The following is a 15,875-nucleotide window of genomic DNA, read 5'->3' on the forward strand; positions in this document are numbered from 1 at the left end:
ATGCCTGGCCGAACGGGGCCGGGCGCTTTCTGGGAGAGCAGCTTTGGCACAGCGTCACGATGGCTTCGGCGTCCACCCCATATCCCCGTTCGCGGCCCCTGACGGCCGCGGCTCAGGCAGCGTCCCGAACAACATGGACGCCTTCTGGATGCCCTTCACCGCTAACCGGCAGTTCAAGAAGGCGCCGCGCCTGTTCGTGGGCGCCAAGGACATGCACTACACCACCGATGACGGCCGCCAGGTGCTGGACGGAACCGCCGGCCTGTGGTGCGTGAACGCCGGCCATTGCCGGACCGAGATCGTCCAGGCGGTGCAGGCCCAGGTGGCGGCCATGGACTACGCCCCGGCGTTCCAGATGGGCCATCCGGGCGCCTTCGAACTGGCCGCCCAACTGGCAGCACTGCTGCCCACCGGCATGGACAAGGTGTTCTTCACCAATTCCGGCTCCGAATCCGTGGATACGGCGCTGAAGGTGGCGCTGGCCTACCACCGCGCCCGGGGGAGGGCGCGCGCACCCGCTTCATCGGACGCGAACGCGGCTATCACGGCGTCGGCTTCGGTGGCATCTCGGTCGGCGGCATCGTCACCAACCGCAAGGTCTTCGGCCCCCTGCTGGCCGGTGTCGACCACCTCCCGCATACCCATGACAAGGCGCACCAGGCCTTCACCAAGGGGCAGCCGGAATGGGGCGCCCACCTGGCGGATGAGCTGGAGCGCATCATCGCCCTGCACGACGCCTCCACCATCGCCGCCGTGATCGTGGAGCCGGTGGCGGGGTCCACCGGCGTGTTGCTGCCGCCCAAGGGCTACCTGGAAAAGCTGCGGGTCCTTTGCGACCGCCACGGCATCCTGCTGATCTTCGATGAGGTCATCACCGGCTTCGGCCGCCTGGGCGCGCCCTTCGCCACCGACTATTTCGGCGTTGTGCCGGACATCATCACCGCGGCCAAGGGCCTGACCAACGCCACCGTTCCCATGGGGGCCGTGTTTTTCAAGAACCACATCTACGACGCCTTCATGACCGGGCCGGAGAACGTCATCGAGCTGTTCCACGGCTACACCTATTCCGGTCACCCGCTGGCCACTGCCGCCGGCCTGGCCACCTTGAAGATTTACAGGGAGGAGGGGCTGCTGACCCGGGGGGCGGAGCTGGCCACCTATTGGCAGGAGGCGGCGCACAGCCTGCGCGGCCTGCCGCACGTCATCGACGTCCGCAACCTGGGCCTGATCGCGGGCATCGAGCTGGAGCCCATCGCGGGCAAGCCCACGGCGCGCGCCTTCGACGCCTTCCTGCGGGCCTTTGAGAAGGGCCTGCTGATCCGCACCACCGGCGACATCATCGCCCTGTCGCCGCCGCTGATCATCGAGAAAAGCCACATCGACCAGATCTTCGGCACGCTGGCGGAGGTGCTGCGCGATTTACCCTGAAGTGGGTCCCTAAAGCGGGCCACATCCGGCGGGACCACCGGATCGTGTAAACCCGCACTCTCATGAACAGGTCAAGGGCAAGCCGCGATCATCGCCGATAGCGGCTTGCCCCAGGGGCCCCGCCCTTGGACAAAAAACAAGTCGAAAAATAAAGCCAATCAAGGCATACGCCTGCGACACGCGTACCTCTGAACAGGACCGCCGGAAACGCACGACCGTTCCGGCGGTGGCCCAGCAACGGGCGGGAAAGGACGGGAGCAGTAGATGAGTGGCGTCAACGGGGCCGCACACGGAAGCCAGCTCAGCCTGGAGCGGGATTTGGTTTCCCCCTTCACCGCCTTGCAGGCCATGGCGGAGAGCAGCCGGTGCCTTTACTGCTATGAGGCGGCCTGTGTCACGGCCTGCCCCACCGCCATCGACATTCCAGGCTTCATCCGCAAGATCGGCACCGGCAATGTCAAGGGCGCCGCCCGCACCATCCTGGACGCCAACATCATGGGCGGCACCTGCGCCCGCGCCTGCCCGACGGAGGTGCTGTGCGAACAGGCCTGCGTCCGCAACAAGGCGGAGGCGGAACCGGTGGCCATCGGCCGCCTGCAGCGCTACGCCACCGATGTGCTGTTCAAGGCGGGCGTGCAGCCCTTCACCCGGCAGACGCCGACCGGCAAGCATGTCGCGGTGGTGGGCGGCGGCCCCGCTGGCCTGGCCTGCGCCCATCGCTTGGCCCTGCTGGGGCACGAGGTCACGGTGTTCGAGGCGCGCGCCAAGGCCGGTGGCCTGAACGAATATGGCTTGGCCGCCTACAAGATGGTCGGCGACTTCGCGCAGCGCGAGGTGGACTTCATCCTGTCCCTGGGCGGTATCAGCGTGAAGACGGGCATGGCCCTGGGCCGCGACGTCACGCTGGCCCAACTGCGCCAGGATTTCGACGCCGTGTTCCTGGGGATCGGCCTTGCCGGGATCAACACCCTGGGGGTGGCGGGCGAGGATTTGGCCGGCGTGGCCGACGCGGTGGACGTCATCGCCGCGCTGCGCCAGCGGGCCGCCCCGCCGGTGGCCTTGGCCGGCCGCCGCGTGGTGGTCATCGGCGGCGGCAACACGGCGGTGGATGCGGCCATCCAGTCGCTGTGCGCCGGGGCGGCGGAGGTCACCATGGCCTATCGCCGTGGCACGGCCGAGATGGGCGCCACGGGGCATGAGCAGGACCTGGCCCGCACCCAGGGTGTCGTCCTGCGCACCTGGCTGGCGCCGCGCGAAATCCTGGGGGCCGGCGGCGCCGTCACCGGCATCGTGTTGCAGCGCATGGCGATGGATGCCGGTCGCCTGGTTGGCGCCGGCGAGACGGTGACCATCCCTTGTGACGTCGTGCTGAAGGCCGTGGGGCAGAAGCTGGCGCCCGGCGGGCTGGACGGACTGGCCCTGGCCGGTGGCCGCGTCAAGGTGGATGAGAGCCTGGCCACCAGCCTGCCCGGCGTCTATGCCGGCGGCGATTGCATCAAAAGCGGCGAGGACCTGACCGTGCAGTCCGTGGCGGACGGCAAGGCGGCGGCCTTCGCCATAGACGCCTACCTCAAGGCTTGAGCAGGGAAGGGACGACCCATGGCCGATCTCAGCACCACCATCGCCGGCATCACATCACCCAACCCGTTCTGGCTGGCTTCCGCCCCACCCACGGACAAGGAATACAACATCACCCGCGCCTTCAAGGCCGGCTGGGGCGGTGTGGTGTGGAAGACGCTGGGCGAGGACCCACCCGTGGTCAACGTCAGCAGCCGCTACGGCGCGCTGCTGGACAGCAACCGCGCCATGATCGGCTTCAACAACATCGAGTTGATCACCGACCGCCCGCTGGAGGTCAACCTGCGGGAGATCGCGGCGGTGAAGAAGGCCTGGCCCGACCGCGCCGTCGTCGTCTCCCTCATGGCGGTGATGACCGAGGCGGCGTGGGCGGGCCTCGCCCGGCGCATCGAGCCCACCGGGGCCGACGGGCTGGAGCTGAACTTCGGCTGCCCTCATGGCATGTGTGAGCGCGGCATGGGCTCCGCCATCGGCCAGGTGCCGGAAATGGTGGAGCAGGTGACCCGCTGGGTGAAGAACGCCACCCGCCTGCCGGTGATCGTGAAGCTGACGCCCAACATCACCAACGTGCTGTGGTCGGCGGAAGCGGCCAAGCGTGGCGGGGCCGACGCCGTGTCGTTGATCAACACCATCAACTCCATCGCCTCCGTCGACCTGGACGCCATGGCGCCCACCCCCACCGTTGGGGGCAAGGGCACGCACGGCGGCTATTGCGGCCCAGCGGTGAAGCCCATCGCGCTGAACATGGTGGCGGAGATCGCGCGCAACCCGGATACGCGGGGCCTGCCCATTTCCGGCATCGGCGGCATCGGCACCTGGCGCGACGCGGCGGAATTCCTGGCCCTGGGCTGCGGTTCGGTCCAGGTCTGCACCGCCGCCATGACCTATGGCTTCCGCATCGTCGAGGACATGATCGACGGACTGTCGGCCTGGATGGATGAGAAGGGCTATCGCACCCTGGCCGATTTCCAGGGGCGCGCCGTGCCCAACGTCGTGAACTGGAACGACCTGAACATGAACTTCGTCACCAAGGCGAAGATCGACAAGGATTTGTGCATCGACTGCGGCCGCTGCCACATCGCGTGCGAGGATACCTCGCACCAGGCCATCCGCATCCTGCCTGGAGACGGGAAGCGCCTGTTCGAGGTGGTGGATGAGGAGTGCGTGGGCTGCAACCTGTGCGCCCATGTCTGTCCGGTGCCGGACTGCATCACCATGCATGAGCAGGAGACGGGCCGGCCCTACCTGACCTGGCCCGAGCATCCCCAAAACCCCCTGCGCGTCCAGCCGCCCAAGGCCGCCGAATAAGGGAGCATGTGAACCATGAGCACTGAGGCCAAGTTCGGCACGAACGTCGCCATAAACGGCAGCCGGCTGTGGGACAGCCTGATGGAGATGGCCAAGATCGGCGCCACGCCCAAGGGCGGGGTCTGCCGCCTGGCCCTGACGGACCTGGACAAGCAGGGCCGCGACCTGTTCGTCCAATGGTGCCGCGACGCGGGCTGCGCCATCACCGTGGACGCCATCGGCAACATCTTCGCCCGCCGCCCTGGCCGCAACAACGCCCTGCCGCCCATCCTGATGGGCAGCCACCTGGACAGCCAGCCCACGGGCGGCAAGTTCGATGGCGTCTATGGCGTGCTGGCCGGGCTGGAGGTGGTGCGCACCCTGAACGACCTGAACTACCAGACCGAGGCGCCCATCGAGGTGGTGGCCTGGACCAATGAGGAAGGGTCCCGCTTCGCGCCCGCCATGGTGGCCTCGGGCGTCTTCGCCGGCACCTTCGACCTGGAGTACGGCCTGTCGCGCAAGGACCTGGACGGCAAGACCATGGGGGAGGAGTTGGCCCGCATCGGCTACGCCGGCGACGCCCCCATCCGTGGCCGCGAGCTTGGCGCCTATTTCGAGGCCCATATCGAGCAGGGACCCATCCTGGAGGCGGAGGACAGGACCATCGGCGTGGTCACCGACTGCCAGGGCCAGCGCTGGTATGAGATCACCTTCACCGGGCAGGAGGCCCACGCCGGCCCCACGCCCATGAGCCGCCGGCGCGACGCCCTGCTGGGCGCCGCCCGCGTCGTGGAGGCGGTGAACCGTATCGGGCTGGAGCATGCGCCCTACGCCTGCGCCACCGTGGGCCTGATGCAAATCCACCCCAATTCCCGCAATGTCATTCCGGGCCGGGTGTTTTTCACCGTCGATTTCCGCCATCCCGACGATGCCGTGCTGGCGGAAATGGATGCCAAGCTGCGGGACGCCGTTGCACGAGTCGCCCAGGAAACCGGTCTCGAAACGGAATTCGAGCAGATTTGGTATTATGCCCCGGTGAAGTTCGACGCGGGCTGCGTCGAGGCCGTGCGCGGCGCCGTGGCGGAATTGGGCTACAGCAACCGCGACATGGTGTCCGGGGCGGGGCATGACGCCTGCTACCTGGCCCGTGTAACCCCGACATCGATGATCTTCATTCCTTGTGTGGACGGCATCAGCCATAACGAGATTGAACATGCGCATCCGGAATGGTGTGAAGCCGGATGCAATGTTCTCCTGCGGGCCGTGGTGGCGAAGGCCGACGCCACCTGACCCGCGTTCCGCATTACGGGTACGAGGGGTTGGAAGTACAGATGGCGCAGGGTGTTGGGGGAGCGTCCAAGAAGGACCAGAAGTCAGTACGGGCGGACGCGCCGGCCGCGGCGCCCGAAGGGGGCATCCGGCGCGAGAACCTGCGTCGCATCCTGACGGCGGCGGAGCAGGTGTTCGCCGAGCAGGGCTACGGCGGCGCCACCACGGCGGCCATCGCGCTGCGCGCCGGCCTGCCCAAGGCCAATGTGCATTACTATTTCAGCACCAAGCACGACCTGTACCGCGCCGTGCTGGCCGACATCCTGAAGCAGTGGCTGGACCCCCTGGCCCATGTCACGCCGGACAGCGACCCGGCCCAGGCGCTGGCGGGCTATATCCGCGCCAAGATGCGGGCCACGCGCGACCGTCCGGTGGTGTCCAAGGTCTTCGCCAGCGAGATCATCCACGGCGCCGCCGAGATCGAAAGCTTCCTGACGTCCGACCTCAAGAAGCTGGTGGATGAGAAGTCCGCCGTGTTGGACGGCTGGATCGCCGAGGGCCGCATGGCCCCGGTGGATACCAAGCACTTCTTCTTCTTCATCTGGGCGGTGACGCAGCATTACGCCGACTTCGACGCCCAAGTGCGCGCCGTGCTGGGCCGCAAGAAGCTGACGCGCCGTGACTTCGACACCATCACGGTGGAGGTCGTGCGCTTCATCCTGCGGGGCGCCGGCTTGTCGCTGCCCACCTGAGTTTCCAGTCGAGTTATTGAAAAAAGGGAGATGCCGTCATGACCACCACCCCCTCCGTTCGCACCCTGATCCGGGGCGGCACCGTGGTCACCGCCGACCAGACCTTCCGCGCCGACGTCTATGCCGAGGATGGGGTGATCAAGGCGGTGGGCCCGGATCTGGCGGCACCGTCGGACGCGACGGTGGTGGACGCCGGCGGCTGCTATGTCATGCCCGGCGGCATCGACCCGCATACCCACATGCAGTTGCCCTTCATGGGCACGGTGGCCAGCGATGATTTCTACACCGGCACGGCCGCGGGCCTGGCGGGTGGCACCACCATGATCATCGATTTCGTCATTCCCAACCCCAAGCAGAACGTGATGGAGGCCTACCGCACCTGGCGCGGCTGGGCGGAAAAGGCGGCGGCCGACTATTCCTTCCACGTCGCCATCACCTGGTGGGATGACAGCGTGCACGCCGACATGGGCACCCTGGTGCGCGACCACGGCGTCAACAGTTTCAAGCACTTCATGGCCTACAAGAACGCCATCATGTGCGATGACGAGGTGCTGGTGAACAGTTTCACCCGCGCCCTGGAGCTGGGCGCCATGCCCACCGTCCACGCCGAGAATGGCGAGCTGGTGTTCCAGTTGCAGAAGCAGTTGTTGGCCCAGGGCCTGACCGGTCCCGAGGCCCATCCCCTGTCCCGCCCCACGGCGGTGGAGGGGGAGGCGGCCAACCGCGCCATCCAGATCGCCAAGGTGCTGGGTGTGCCGCTGTACATCGTGCACGTCAGCTGCCGCGAGGCGCTGGAGGCCATCGCGCGCGGCCGCATGGACGGCCACCGCGTCTATGGCGAGGTGCTGGCCGGCCATCTGCTGGTGGACGACAGCGTCTATCGTCATCCCGATTTCGAGGTGGCCGCCGCCCATGTCATGAGCCCGCCCTTCCGCCCGAAGGAGCATCAGGCCGCCCTGTGGCATGGCCTGCAGTCGGGCACCCTGCACACCACCGCCACCGACCATTGCTGCTTCTGCGCGCCGCAGAAGGCCGCCGGCCGCAACGACTTCACCCGCATCCCCAACGGGACGGGCGGGGTGGAGGATCGCATGGCCGTGCTGTGGCACCACGGGGTGAACAGCGGGCGCCTGACCATGAACGAGTTCGTGAAGGTCACCTCGGCCAACGCCGCCCAGATCTTCAACATCTACCCGCGCAAGGGTGCCGTCGCCGTGGGCGCCGACGCCGACCTGGTGGTGTGGGACCCGGCCGCGACCAAGACCATCTCCGCCAAGACCCACCACCAGAACGTGGACTACAACATCTTCGAGGGCATGGAGGTGCGGGGCCTGCCACGCGTGACCCTGACCGCTGGCCGTGTCGCCTGGCAGGATGGCGATTTGCGGGCGGTGCGCGGCGCCGGGCGCTATGTCAACCGTCCGGCCTTCGCGCCCGGGTTCGATGCCGCCGCGAAGCGGAAGCAGGCGCTGAAGCCGGTGGGTGTGGATCGGACCTGAGGATCCTGTCCGCCCTGCGGACGGGAAATGGCCGTGGGACGGGACAAAAAGCAAAAATAAGGCACAGGGTGGAATAAGTCCGGAGGGCGGATAACGAAATAAACGGGGATACGGGCATGAGTACGGCTGCGGACATGGGGGCCGGCGTCGACACGTCGTCGGACATCTGGAACGAAGACTTGGCGCCGGTGGACGCCAGGCATCGCACGTGGCGCTGGGTGCATTTCGCCGCCCTGTGGGTGGGCATGGTGATGGGCATTCCGGCCTACATGCTGGCGTCGGGCCTGATCGAGCAGGGCATGTCGGCTTGGCAGGCGGTGGGGGCGGTGCTGGTGGGCAACCTGATCGTGCTGGTGCCCATGCTGCTGGTGGGGCACGCGGGTGCCAAGTACGGCGTGCCCTTCGCCGTCATCATCCGGTCGTCGTTCGGGGTGCGGGGCAACAAGCTGCCGGCCCTGCTGCGCGCGCTGATCGCCTGCGGCTGGTTCGGCATCCAGTGCTGGGTGGGCGGCAACGCCATCTATGCCGTGGGCAACATCCTGACGCGCGGCGCCCTGGAGGGCCCGGTGCTGGGTTGGGTCGGCATCAACGCCGGGCATCTGGTCTGCTTCTTCATCTTCTGGTCGCTGCATCTCTATTTCATCGCCAAGGGGCCTGAATCGGTCCGCTGGGTCGAAACGCTGACGGCGCCCCTGAAGATCCTGATCGTTCTCGCCCTGCTGTGGTGGGCCTATGACAAGGCCCATGGTTTCGGCAGCCTGCTGTCCGCCCCGTCGCAGTTCGGCCCCGGCGCGCCCAAGGAAGGGCAGTTCTGGGTCGTCTTCCTGCCCAGCCTGACGGCCATGGCGGGGTACTGGTCCACGCTGGCCATCAACATTCCCGACTTCACCCGCTTCGCCCGCAGCCAACGTGACCAGTATGTGGGCCAGGCCATCGGCTTGCCGCTGCCCATGGCGGGGCTGGCCTATATCGGCGTGGCGGTGACGTCGGCCACGGTCATGGTCTATGGCAAGGCCATCTGGGACCCGGTTGACCTGGCCGGCCGCATGGAAGGCATCGCCGTCGCCATCGGCCTCGCCATCATCGTTATCGACACGCTCTGCGTGAACCTGGCGGCCAATGTCGTGGGGCCGGCCTATGACTTCGCCGCCATCTTTCCCCGCCACGTGAATTTCGCCCGGGGCGGCTACATCACCGCCGCCATCGGCATCGTGATGATGCCATGGAAGCTGATCGAATCCACCCAGGGCTACATCTTCACGTGGCTGCTGGGCTATGGCGCGCTGCTGGGGCCGCTGCTGGGCATCATGCTGGCTGACTATTGGCTGGTGCGGCGCACGCGGCTATCGATGGAAGGGCTGTTCGACGTGGACGGCCCCTACGCTTACACGGGCGGCTGGAACATGGCCGCGCTGACGGCCCTGGCCGTCTCCGTCCTGCCCAACGTCCCGGGTTTCCTGCACGTGGCGTTCCCCAGCGTGTTCGGGGGCGTGCCTGTGTTCTTTCAGGAAATCTATAACTACGCCTGGTTCATCGGCATGTTCATCAGCACGGTGGTGTACACGGGCCTGATGCGCCGGCGGGTATGACCCCAGTGGCCACATGAAGTCTTGGGCCCGGGATCGAACGCCTGGGCCAAGGCTGTCACCATGGTAGTGGCAAGACGTGAGGAGGGAAGGATGGCAGGCGCACCCCTGAAGCCACCGGCGGAGGTGGCCAATTTCCTGAACCTGGACATCCGGGTGGGACGCGTGGTGGAGGTCCAGCCTTTCCCCAAGGCGCGCAACCCGTCCTACAAGGTGGCGGTGGACCTGGGCGAGCTGGGCGTCAAATGGTCCAGCGCCCAGATCACCCACTATGCGCGGGAGGATCTGGTGGGCACCCTGGTGGTGTGCGTCTGCAATTTCCCGCCCCGCAACATCGCCGGTTTCCTGTCGGAGATCCTGATCCTGGGCGCCCGGAATGCCGACGGCAACGTCATCGTCCTGACCCCGTGGTCCGCCGTGCCGCCGGGGGAAACGGTATACTGACGGCTCAGGCCGCCCGCATCAGCCGGATGAAGTCATCGGCGAAGGTCTCGGCGTCACGGCGGAGTCTTGGAGGGCCAAGCGGCCGGATGGAGGGGCTGGACTACACCTTGCCCAGCAACAGGGCCAGCACCAGGATGATGTCGCCGACGATCATCAGGAACATGGAGAAGCCCCAGCCCAGGGCGAAGTGCGCCAGGAACATCAGCAGCAGCAGGACGACGGAGATGATGCCCGCCTTCACGAAGCGGGTGAACGCATGCCAGCCGTCGGCATGTTCCTTGACCACCGCATCGCTGACCGCGACCGCACCGCTGTGAGCACCGGCCATAGTTCGCCCTCCCTTGTCCCGAGATGAAACCCGTTTCCCAAGGTTTATGCGCAAACGCGGGCCGCTGGCAAGGGGCCGCGTTGTTCGGTTAACGGTTCAGGTCACGCCTTGGTTGTGGGGCGGCCCCGGTGACGGGTGGCTGTGGCGGCGATGGCCATGCATAATGGCGCGATGAGAAACGAAACACCCCCCTTGTCGCCGGGTGGAAGGCGATCATGAGGCCGCGCCCCCTTATGCTGGCGGCGATCACCCGGTGTGAGCGGCATCAGGCTACGGCCGCGGTCGCCGACGCCATCATGGCGGCGGGCGGGTGGCTGGTCGACAGCACCCAGTTTTCCAATCTGGCGATGGCCTTGCGCTTCGTCCTGCCGGCTGAAGGGCTGACACCTTGGGCGGCGGCCGTGGCGGGGGCGGGCGTGCGGCTGGATGAGGACAGCCGGGCGCGGCTGGTCGCCCAGGCGGCCATATCCCACACGCCGGACACGGAAATCACCGCCGCCCTGAACCTGACCTTCCTGCATGACGAGCCGGATCTGCGGCAAACGGTGCCCGCGATCCCCGGATAGGGCGTCAGGCGGCAGGCGGGTTCAGCGCCGTGGCGGGCAGGGGCAGGGGCCCGGTCAGCAGGGCGCGATTGCCTGCCACCGTCACGCGACCCTCGGCGATCAGGCGCACCGCCAGGGGATACAGCTGATGCTCCGCCGCCAGCACGCGGGCAGACAGGGTGTCGGCGGTGTCGTCCGCCTGCACCGGCACGGCGGCTTGCGCCACGATGGGGCCGCTGTCCACCTCGCTGCGGACATAGTGCACCGTGCAGCCGTGAAAGCGCACACCGGCGTCCAGCGCACGCTGGTGCGTGTCGATGCCGGGGAAGGCCGGCAGCAGCGACGGGTGGATGTTGATCAGGCGGTCGCGCCAATGATCCACGAACCAGGGCGACAACAGGCGCATGAAGCCCGCCAGGCACACCAACTGAACGCCGGCATCCTCCAACGCCCGGGTCATGGCCTGCTCGAACGCCGGCTTGTCGGCATAGTTCTTGTGCGGCAGCGCCAGGGCCGGGATGCCGGCGTCCCGCGCCCGCTCCAGCCCCGCGGCATCCACCTTGTTGGACAGGACCAGCGCCACCTCGGCCGGGAAGCCCGGCGCGGCGGTGGCGTTCAGCAGGGCCTGAAGGTTGCTGCCCCGGCCGGAAATGAGGACGCCCAGCTTGAGCCTGCCGGGCGTCCCATCGTTCAGGCGTGCCATGCCTGGTCCGTGCCCGTCACGGTGACGCGATGGGCGGCGTCCGCCGCCACGGGCACCACCCGGCCGATGCGGGTGACGGTCTCGCCCCCCTGCGTCAGGATGGCGATGGCCTCGTCCGCCTTGTCGGCGGGCACCACCACGGCCATGCCGATGCCGCAGTTGAAGGTGCGGGCCAGTTCCAGGTCGGCGATGCTGCCGACGCCCGCCAGCCAACGGAACACCGGCGGCAAGGTCCAGGACGTGGCGTCCAGGGTGACGCCCAGGCCGTCGGGCAGGACGCGCGGAATGTTCTCGATCAGGCCGCCGCCGGTGATGTGGGCCATGGCCTTCACCAGGCCGGCGCGCACCGCCGCCAGCGTGCTCTTCACATAGATGCGGGTGGGGGTCAGCAGCGCCTCGCCCAGGGTCTTGCCCGGGGCGAAGGGGGCCTCATCCTCATAGGTCAGGCCGGAGACGGACACCAGCTTGCGCACCAGGGAATAGCCGTTGGAATGGACGCCGCTGGACGCCAGGCCCAACACCACGTCGCCGGCGGCGACACCGGCGCCGGTCAGCACCTGGCTCCGTTCCACGGCACCGACGGAGAAGCCGGCCAGGTCATAGTCGCCATCAGCGTACATGCCCGGCATTTCGGCCGTCTCGCCGCCCACCAGGGCGCAGCCGGCCTGGCGGCAACCCTCGGCGATGCCGGCGACGATGGCGCGGCCAGCGGCCACGTCCAACTTTCCGGTCGCGAAATAATCCAGGAACAGCAGGGGTTCCGCTCCCTGCACCACCAGGTCGTTGACGCACATGGCCACCAGGTCGATGCCGACCGTGTCATGGCGCTTGGCGTCGATGGCGACTTTCAGCTTGGTGCCGACGCCGTCGGTGGTGGACACCAGCAGCGGATCGGTGAAGCCGGCGGCCCGCAGGTCGAACAGGGCGCCGAAGCCGCCCAGGCCGGCGTCGGAACCGGTGCGCGCGGTGGACTTGGCCAGGGGCTTGATCGCCTCGACCAGGGCGTTGCCCGCGTCGATGTCGACACCGGCGTCCTTGTACGAATAGGTGCTTATGGCGTCCTCGCAGGGCCTGGGCTAAGAAGGGGCGTCCATCCGGGGGCCGCTGCGCGAAGGCCGCCGCCCGCCACCGTCGTTTCAAGACGGTTCCGTGACCCGCCCGGGTTTCGGCGCCGAACATAGCAATATCGGAAGGCTTTGCAATGCCGCACCGCTGCATCCCCCTCTTGCGCCGGACCGGGTTCCGGGGCGCCATTTTCCTGGCCCTGGCCGCCGGGGTGTGCGCCAGCGGGACCTTCGCCGGGCGGGCCCATGCCGAGGCCGGCGGCGCGACGGCGGCGGAGCAGGCCTTCGTGGAGCGGGGCGTGGACGTGGACGTCACCGCCGGCAACGCCAACCAGGCCCGCGACCAGGCCATTCTGCAGGCCCAGCGCGAGGCGCTGGCCCGCCTGTTCCGCAAGCTGACCCCCGCCGCCGATGGCCGCCAGCCCCCATCCGTGGGGCAGGGGGATCTGGAGGCCTTGGTGGCCGGGTTCGAGCTGGAGCAGGAGCGCGCGTCCTCCGTCCGCTATGTCGGCCGCTTCACCGTCCGCTTCCGCCCCGCCGCCGTGCGCCAGCTGCTGCAGCAGAATGGCGTGCGCTATGCCGAGATGGTGGGCAAGCCCGCCCTGGTGCTGCCGCTCGACGCCACCGGGACGGAACCCGCCCTGTGGACCGATGGTCCGTGGCGCCAGGCCTGGGCGCAGATGGGGCAGGTCGACGGGCTGGTGCCCGTGACCCTGGCGCCGCCGGACAACGCCGATCAGACCGACCTGCCGGCCAAGGCCGCGCTGGCGCCGGATGCCACCGTCCTGGCCCGCATCGCCGCCCGCCATGGCGCCGGCCAGGTGGTGGTGGCCCGGCTGGAGGGCGACGCCGCCAAGGGCTATCAGCTGACGCTCACCACCTTCATCCCCGGTGAGGGGCAGTCACCGCCGGAATCGGTGCCGCAAGGGGCCTTCGTCAGCCGCCCGCTGCCGTCGGCCACCCCGGATGCCCCGCCGGCCGCCGCCGTGCCCGCCCCGCTGGCCCTGGCCGTCGCCACCACCGTCGACCGGGTGGAGGAGGGGTGGAAGCGCCGCGTGGTGGTGGACAGCCACCAGTCCGGGCAGGTGTCCGTGCGGGTCCCCCTGACCGACCTCGCCACCCTGGTGGAGGTGCGGCGGCGGCTGGCCGGCGTGCCCATGGTGACGCAGGTGGACACCAGCGCGCTCAAGACCACGGAGGCGCTGCTGACCCTGACCGTGCTGGGGGATGTCAGCCACCTTAAGACCGCGCTGGCCCAGCGTGATCTGACCCTGTCGGAGGTGGACGCCGGAGCGCCCGCCGGCAAGGGCCCGGCCCCGGCCGGGCAGCTGCCGGGCCAGCCGGAGGCGCGCTACCAGATCGGCCTGGCCGGGACCCAGGCGGCCCCTCTGCCATAAGGCTGCCTGATTCCAGGGCCTTGTCTGCTACACTCCGAACTCGGTTTCGATTCAGGCACTATCGGGGGGACGATGGCGGAGACGCATGCGGGGCGGCAGACACGATTCTGGCTGATCGGTCTGGTTCTGGGGATCGCCCTCATCTGGCTGTTGCGCGGCATGTTGCTGCCCTTTGTCGCCGGCATGGCCATCGCCTATCTGCTGGATCCCGTGGCCGACCGGCTGGAGGGCTTCGGCCTGCCCCGCCTGGCGGCCACCTGCGTGGTGTTGCTGGTCTTCGTCGTCGCCGTGGCGCTCGCCATCCTGCTCTTGGTGCCGCTGATCCAGCAGCAGATCAGCCAGTTGATCGAAAGCCTGCCGGCCATCATCACCTGGGCGCGGGATGAGACCATGCAGCGCGTCCGCAGCCTGATGGCCGCCCTGCCGCCCGATGACATCGAGCGGCTGCGCGGCGCGGCCAGTGAGTATGTCGGGACGCTGGTCGGCTGGGGCGCGGACTTCATCAAAAACCTGTTCTCGGGCGGGGCCGCCCTGTTCGGCCTGGTCTCCCTGCTGTTCATCACCCCGGTGGTGGCCTTCTACCTGCTGCGCGACTGGGACCGCATGGTGGCGACCCTGGACGGGTGGCTGCCGCGGGAGCATGCCGAGGTCATCCGCGAGCAATTGCGCGCCGTGGACCGCACCCTGGCCGGATTCGTGCGCGGCCAGGCCACGGTCTGCCTGGCGCTGGGCGCCTTCTACGCCCTGACCATGACGGCGGTGGGCCTGAATTTCGGCCTGGTCATCGGCCTGATCGCCGGCGTCCTGTCCTTCATCCCCTATGTCGGCACGGTGGTGGGCTTCGGCGCCAGCGTGGGCGTCGCCCTGTTCCAGTTCCACGACGTGTGGCGCGAGGGGCTGGTGGTGGCACTCTACATCCTGGGCCACCTGCTGGAAGGCTATGTCCTGACGCCCAAGCTGGTGGGCGACAAGGTGGGCCTGCATCCCGTCTGGGTCATGTTCGCCCTGCTGGCGGGCGGCAGCCTGTTTGGCTTCACCGGCGTGCTGCTGGCGGTGCCGGTGGCCGCCATCATCGGCGTGCTGGTGCGCTTCGCATTGCGTCAGTACCTTTCCAGCAGCTATTACACCGGCGTCCCTCCCGAGGAGGTGACGCGCGTGGATCCGGCCCCGGAAGGCCGGGTCCCGTCGGGGATGGAAGCCGGGGCGCCGCCGCCGGTTCCCTGATCCGGCGCCCCTTTCTCTCGCCTACAGTGCCCGCTGCCGGTAAGACCCTGGAATCATGGCCGACTTGAGACAATTGCCCTTGGACCTGGGGCACCGTTCCGCCATGGGGGAGGCCGACTTCCTGGTGGCGCCGGGCAACGCCGACGCGGTGGCCTGGCTGGACGCCTGGCCGGACTGGCCGGCGCCGGCCCTGGTGCTGTACGGCCCGCCCGGCTGCGGCAAGAGCCACCTGGCCCAGGTGTGGCGCGCCCGGTCGCGGGCGCCGCTGCTGGGGCCGGAGGATCTGGACCCGGCGGAGGTGCCGCACCTGCTGGGCCCCACCCGCACCGCCGTCATCGACCGCACGCACGAGATCTCGGGCGACACGACGCGGGAACGCGCCCTGCTGCACCTCTACAACATCACCAAGGAGGCGGGCGGGCAGTTGCTGCTGCTGGCGCACTACGCCCCCATCAACTGGACCCTGCGCCTGCCCGACCTGCGCTCCCGCTTGGTGGCGGCGCCGGCCGTGGGCATGGCCGCCCCCGATGACGCCCTGCTGATGGCCGTGCTGGTCAAGCTGTTCGACGACCGCCAGGTGCGGGTGGGCGAGGACGTCATCGCTTGGCTGATGACCCACACCGAACGCTCCTTCGATGGCGCGCGGCGCACCGTGGCCCTGCTCGACCGCGCCGCCCTGGCCGCGAAGAAGCCCATCACCGTGGCCTTCTGCCGCCAGGTGCTGGAGCCCAAGGACAAGCCGACGGAGGCGTAGGCACTCCTCCGGCC

14 protein-coding genes and 1 pseudogene are annotated in these 15,875 nt (G+C 68.5%); 12 read left to right on the forward strand and 3 right to left on the reverse strand.

Going from position 1 to position 15,875, the window contains the following annotated elements:
* Nucleotides 1–148 precede the first annotated feature (148 nt).
* The 8 genes and pseudogenes from aptA (at nucleotide 149) to ULB03_RS21545 (ending at nucleotide 9,846) form a co-directional block, all read left to right on the forward strand.
* Nucleotides 149–1,428: pseudogene (gene aptA, locus ULB03_RS21510) on the forward strand (omega-aminotransferase AptA).
* Between the two features lie 264 nt (nucleotides 1,429–1,692).
* Nucleotides 1,693–3,009, forward strand: a complete 1,317-nt coding sequence (locus ULB03_RS21515; RefSeq protein ID WP_322485114.1) for an NAD(P)-dependent oxidoreductase — start codon at nucleotides 1,693–1,695, stop codon at nucleotides 3,007–3,009.
* 18 nt (nucleotides 3,010–3,027) lie between these two features.
* Nucleotides 3,028–4,314: an NAD-dependent dihydropyrimidine dehydrogenase subunit PreA gene (gene preA, locus ULB03_RS21520; protein ID WP_322485115.1), complete on the forward strand. Its 1,287-nt coding sequence runs from the start codon at nucleotides 3,028–3,030 to the stop codon at nucleotides 4,312–4,314.
* A 15-nt stretch (nucleotides 4,315–4,329) separates the two neighbouring features.
* Nucleotides 4,330–5,586, forward strand: a complete 1,257-nt coding sequence (locus tag ULB03_RS21525; protein ID WP_322485116.1) for a Zn-dependent hydrolase — start codon at nucleotides 4,330–4,332, stop codon at nucleotides 5,584–5,586.
* A gap of 41 nt (nucleotides 5,587–5,627) precedes the next feature.
* A complete protein-coding gene (locus ULB03_RS21530) occupies nucleotides 5,628–6,317 on the forward strand; it encodes a TetR/AcrR family transcriptional regulator (protein ID WP_322485117.1) in 690 nt (229 codons plus the stop codon).
* Nucleotides 6,318–6,355: 38 nt separating this feature from the next.
* Nucleotides 6,356–7,816: a dihydropyrimidinase gene (gene hydA, locus ULB03_RS21535; RefSeq protein WP_322485118.1), complete on the forward strand. Its 1,461-nt coding sequence runs from the start codon at nucleotides 6,356–6,358 to the stop codon at nucleotides 7,814–7,816.
* A 116-nt stretch (nucleotides 7,817–7,932) separates the two neighbouring features.
* Nucleotides 7,933–9,405 carry an NCS1 family nucleobase:cation symporter-1 gene (locus tag ULB03_RS21540; protein ID WP_322485119.1) on the forward strand — a complete coding sequence of 491 codons (1,473 nt, stop codon included), beginning with the start codon at nucleotides 7,933–7,935 and terminating at the stop codon, nucleotides 9,403–9,405.
* A gap of 90 nt (nucleotides 9,406–9,495) precedes the next feature.
* A complete protein-coding gene (locus tag ULB03_RS21545; protein WP_322485120.1) occupies nucleotides 9,496–9,846 on the forward strand; it encodes a tRNA-binding protein in 351 nt (116 codons plus the stop codon).
* A 100-nt stretch (nucleotides 9,847–9,946) separates the two neighbouring features.
* Here the strand turns inward: ULB03_RS21545 and ULB03_RS21550 are convergent, their stop codons facing one another.
* Nucleotides 9,947–10,174 carry a hypothetical protein gene (locus tag ULB03_RS21550; protein WP_322485121.1) on the reverse strand — a complete coding sequence of 76 codons (228 nt, stop codon included), beginning with the start codon at nucleotides 10,172–10,174 and terminating at the stop codon, nucleotides 9,947–9,949.
* Between the two features lie 215 nt (nucleotides 10,175–10,389).
* Between ULB03_RS21550 and ULB03_RS21555 the strand changes: the two genes are divergently transcribed.
* A complete protein-coding gene (locus ULB03_RS21555; protein ID WP_322485122.1) occupies nucleotides 10,390–10,740 on the forward strand; it encodes a hypothetical protein in 351 nt (116 codons plus the stop codon).
* Between the two features lie 4 nt (nucleotides 10,741–10,744).
* On the opposite strand, the gene purN is transcribed toward ULB03_RS21555, so the two are convergent.
* Complete coding sequence (purN, locus tag ULB03_RS21560) at nucleotides 10,745–11,422, reverse strand: phosphoribosylglycinamide formyltransferase (RefSeq protein ID WP_322485123.1); 678 nt, start codon at nucleotides 11,420–11,422, stop codon at nucleotides 10,745–10,747.
* Nucleotides 11,410–12,477, reverse strand: coding sequence for a phosphoribosylformylglycinamidine cyclo-ligase (gene purM / locus ULB03_RS21565; protein ID WP_322485246.1), 1,068 nt, complete (start codon nucleotides 12,475–12,477; stop codon nucleotides 11,410–11,412). Before purM ends, purN begins: the two co-directional genes overlap by 13 nt.
* Nucleotides 12,478–12,623: 146 nt before the next feature.
* Between purM and ULB03_RS21570 the strand changes: the two genes are divergently transcribed.
* The 3 genes from ULB03_RS21570 to ULB03_RS21580 all read left to right on the forward strand — a co-directional run bounded on the left by ULB03_RS21570 (nucleotide 12,624) and on the right by ULB03_RS21580 (nucleotide 15,861).
* Nucleotides 12,624–13,883, forward strand: a complete 1,260-nt coding sequence (locus ULB03_RS21570; RefSeq protein ID WP_322485124.1) for a DUF2066 domain-containing protein — start codon at nucleotides 12,624–12,626, stop codon at nucleotides 13,881–13,883.
* A gap of 72 nt (nucleotides 13,884–13,955) precedes the next feature.
* A complete protein-coding gene (locus ULB03_RS21575; protein ID WP_322485125.1) occupies nucleotides 13,956–15,107 on the forward strand; it encodes an AI-2E family transporter in 1,152 nt (383 codons plus the stop codon).
* Between the two features lie 55 nt (nucleotides 15,108–15,162).
* On the forward strand, nucleotides 15,163–15,861 hold the full coding sequence (locus tag ULB03_RS21580) for an HdaA/DnaA family protein (RefSeq protein ID WP_322485126.1): 699 nt from the start codon (nucleotides 15,163–15,165) through the stop codon (nucleotides 15,859–15,861).
* The last annotated feature ends 14 nt before the right edge of the window (nucleotides 15,862–15,875 follow it).

Origin of the sequence: Nitrospirillum goiasense (genome assembly GCF_034427435.1) — a bacterium.
Lineage (GTDB): Bacteria > Pseudomonadota > Alphaproteobacteria > Azospirillales > Azospirillaceae > Nitrospirillum.

What these genes read in the sequence shown, in the direction of transcription:
- ULB03_RS21540 (WP_322485119.1), top strand. Translation starts at nt 7,933, where the DNA reads ATGAGTACGGCTGCGGACATGGGGGCCGGCGTCGACACGTCGTCGGAC.
- ULB03_RS21570 (WP_322485124.1), top strand. Translation starts at nt 12,624, where the DNA reads ATGCCGCACCGCTGCATCCCCCTCTTGCGCCGGACCGGGTTCCGGGGC.
- hydA (WP_322485118.1), top strand. Translation starts at nt 6,356, where the DNA reads ATGACCACCACCCCCTCCGTTCGCACCCTGATCCGGGGCGGCACCGTG.
- ULB03_RS21515 (WP_322485114.1), top strand. Translation starts at nt 1,693, where the DNA reads ATGAGTGGCGTCAACGGGGCCGCACACGGAAGCCAGCTCAGCCTGGAG.
- ULB03_RS21575 (WP_322485125.1), top strand. Translation starts at nt 13,956, where the DNA reads ATGGCGGAGACGCATGCGGGGCGGCAGACACGATTCTGGCTGATCGGT.
- purN (WP_322485123.1), bottom strand. Translation starts at nt 11,422, where the DNA reads ATGGCACGCCTGAACGATGGGACGCCCGGCAGGCTCAAGCTGGGCGTC.
- ULB03_RS21545 (WP_322485120.1), top strand. Translation starts at nt 9,496, where the DNA reads ATGGCAGGCGCACCCCTGAAGCCACCGGCGGAGGTGGCCAATTTCCTG.
- ULB03_RS21580 (WP_322485126.1), top strand. Translation starts at nt 15,163, where the DNA reads ATGGCCGACTTGAGACAATTGCCCTTGGACCTGGGGCACCGTTCCGCC.
- ULB03_RS21525 (WP_322485116.1), top strand. Translation starts at nt 4,330, where the DNA reads ATGAGCACTGAGGCCAAGTTCGGCACGAACGTCGCCATAAACGGCAGC.
- ULB03_RS21530 (WP_322485117.1), top strand. Translation starts at nt 5,628, where the DNA reads ATGGCGCAGGGTGTTGGGGGAGCGTCCAAGAAGGACCAGAAGTCAGTA.
- ULB03_RS21550 (WP_322485121.1), bottom strand. Translation starts at nt 10,174, where the DNA reads ATGGCCGGTGCTCACAGCGGTGCGGTCGCGGTCAGCGATGCGGTGGTC.
- preA (WP_322485115.1), top strand. Translation starts at nt 3,028, where the DNA reads ATGGCCGATCTCAGCACCACCATCGCCGGCATCACATCACCCAACCCG.
- ULB03_RS21555 (WP_322485122.1), top strand. Translation starts at nt 10,390, where the DNA reads ATGAGGCCGCGCCCCCTTATGCTGGCGGCGATCACCCGGTGTGAGCGG.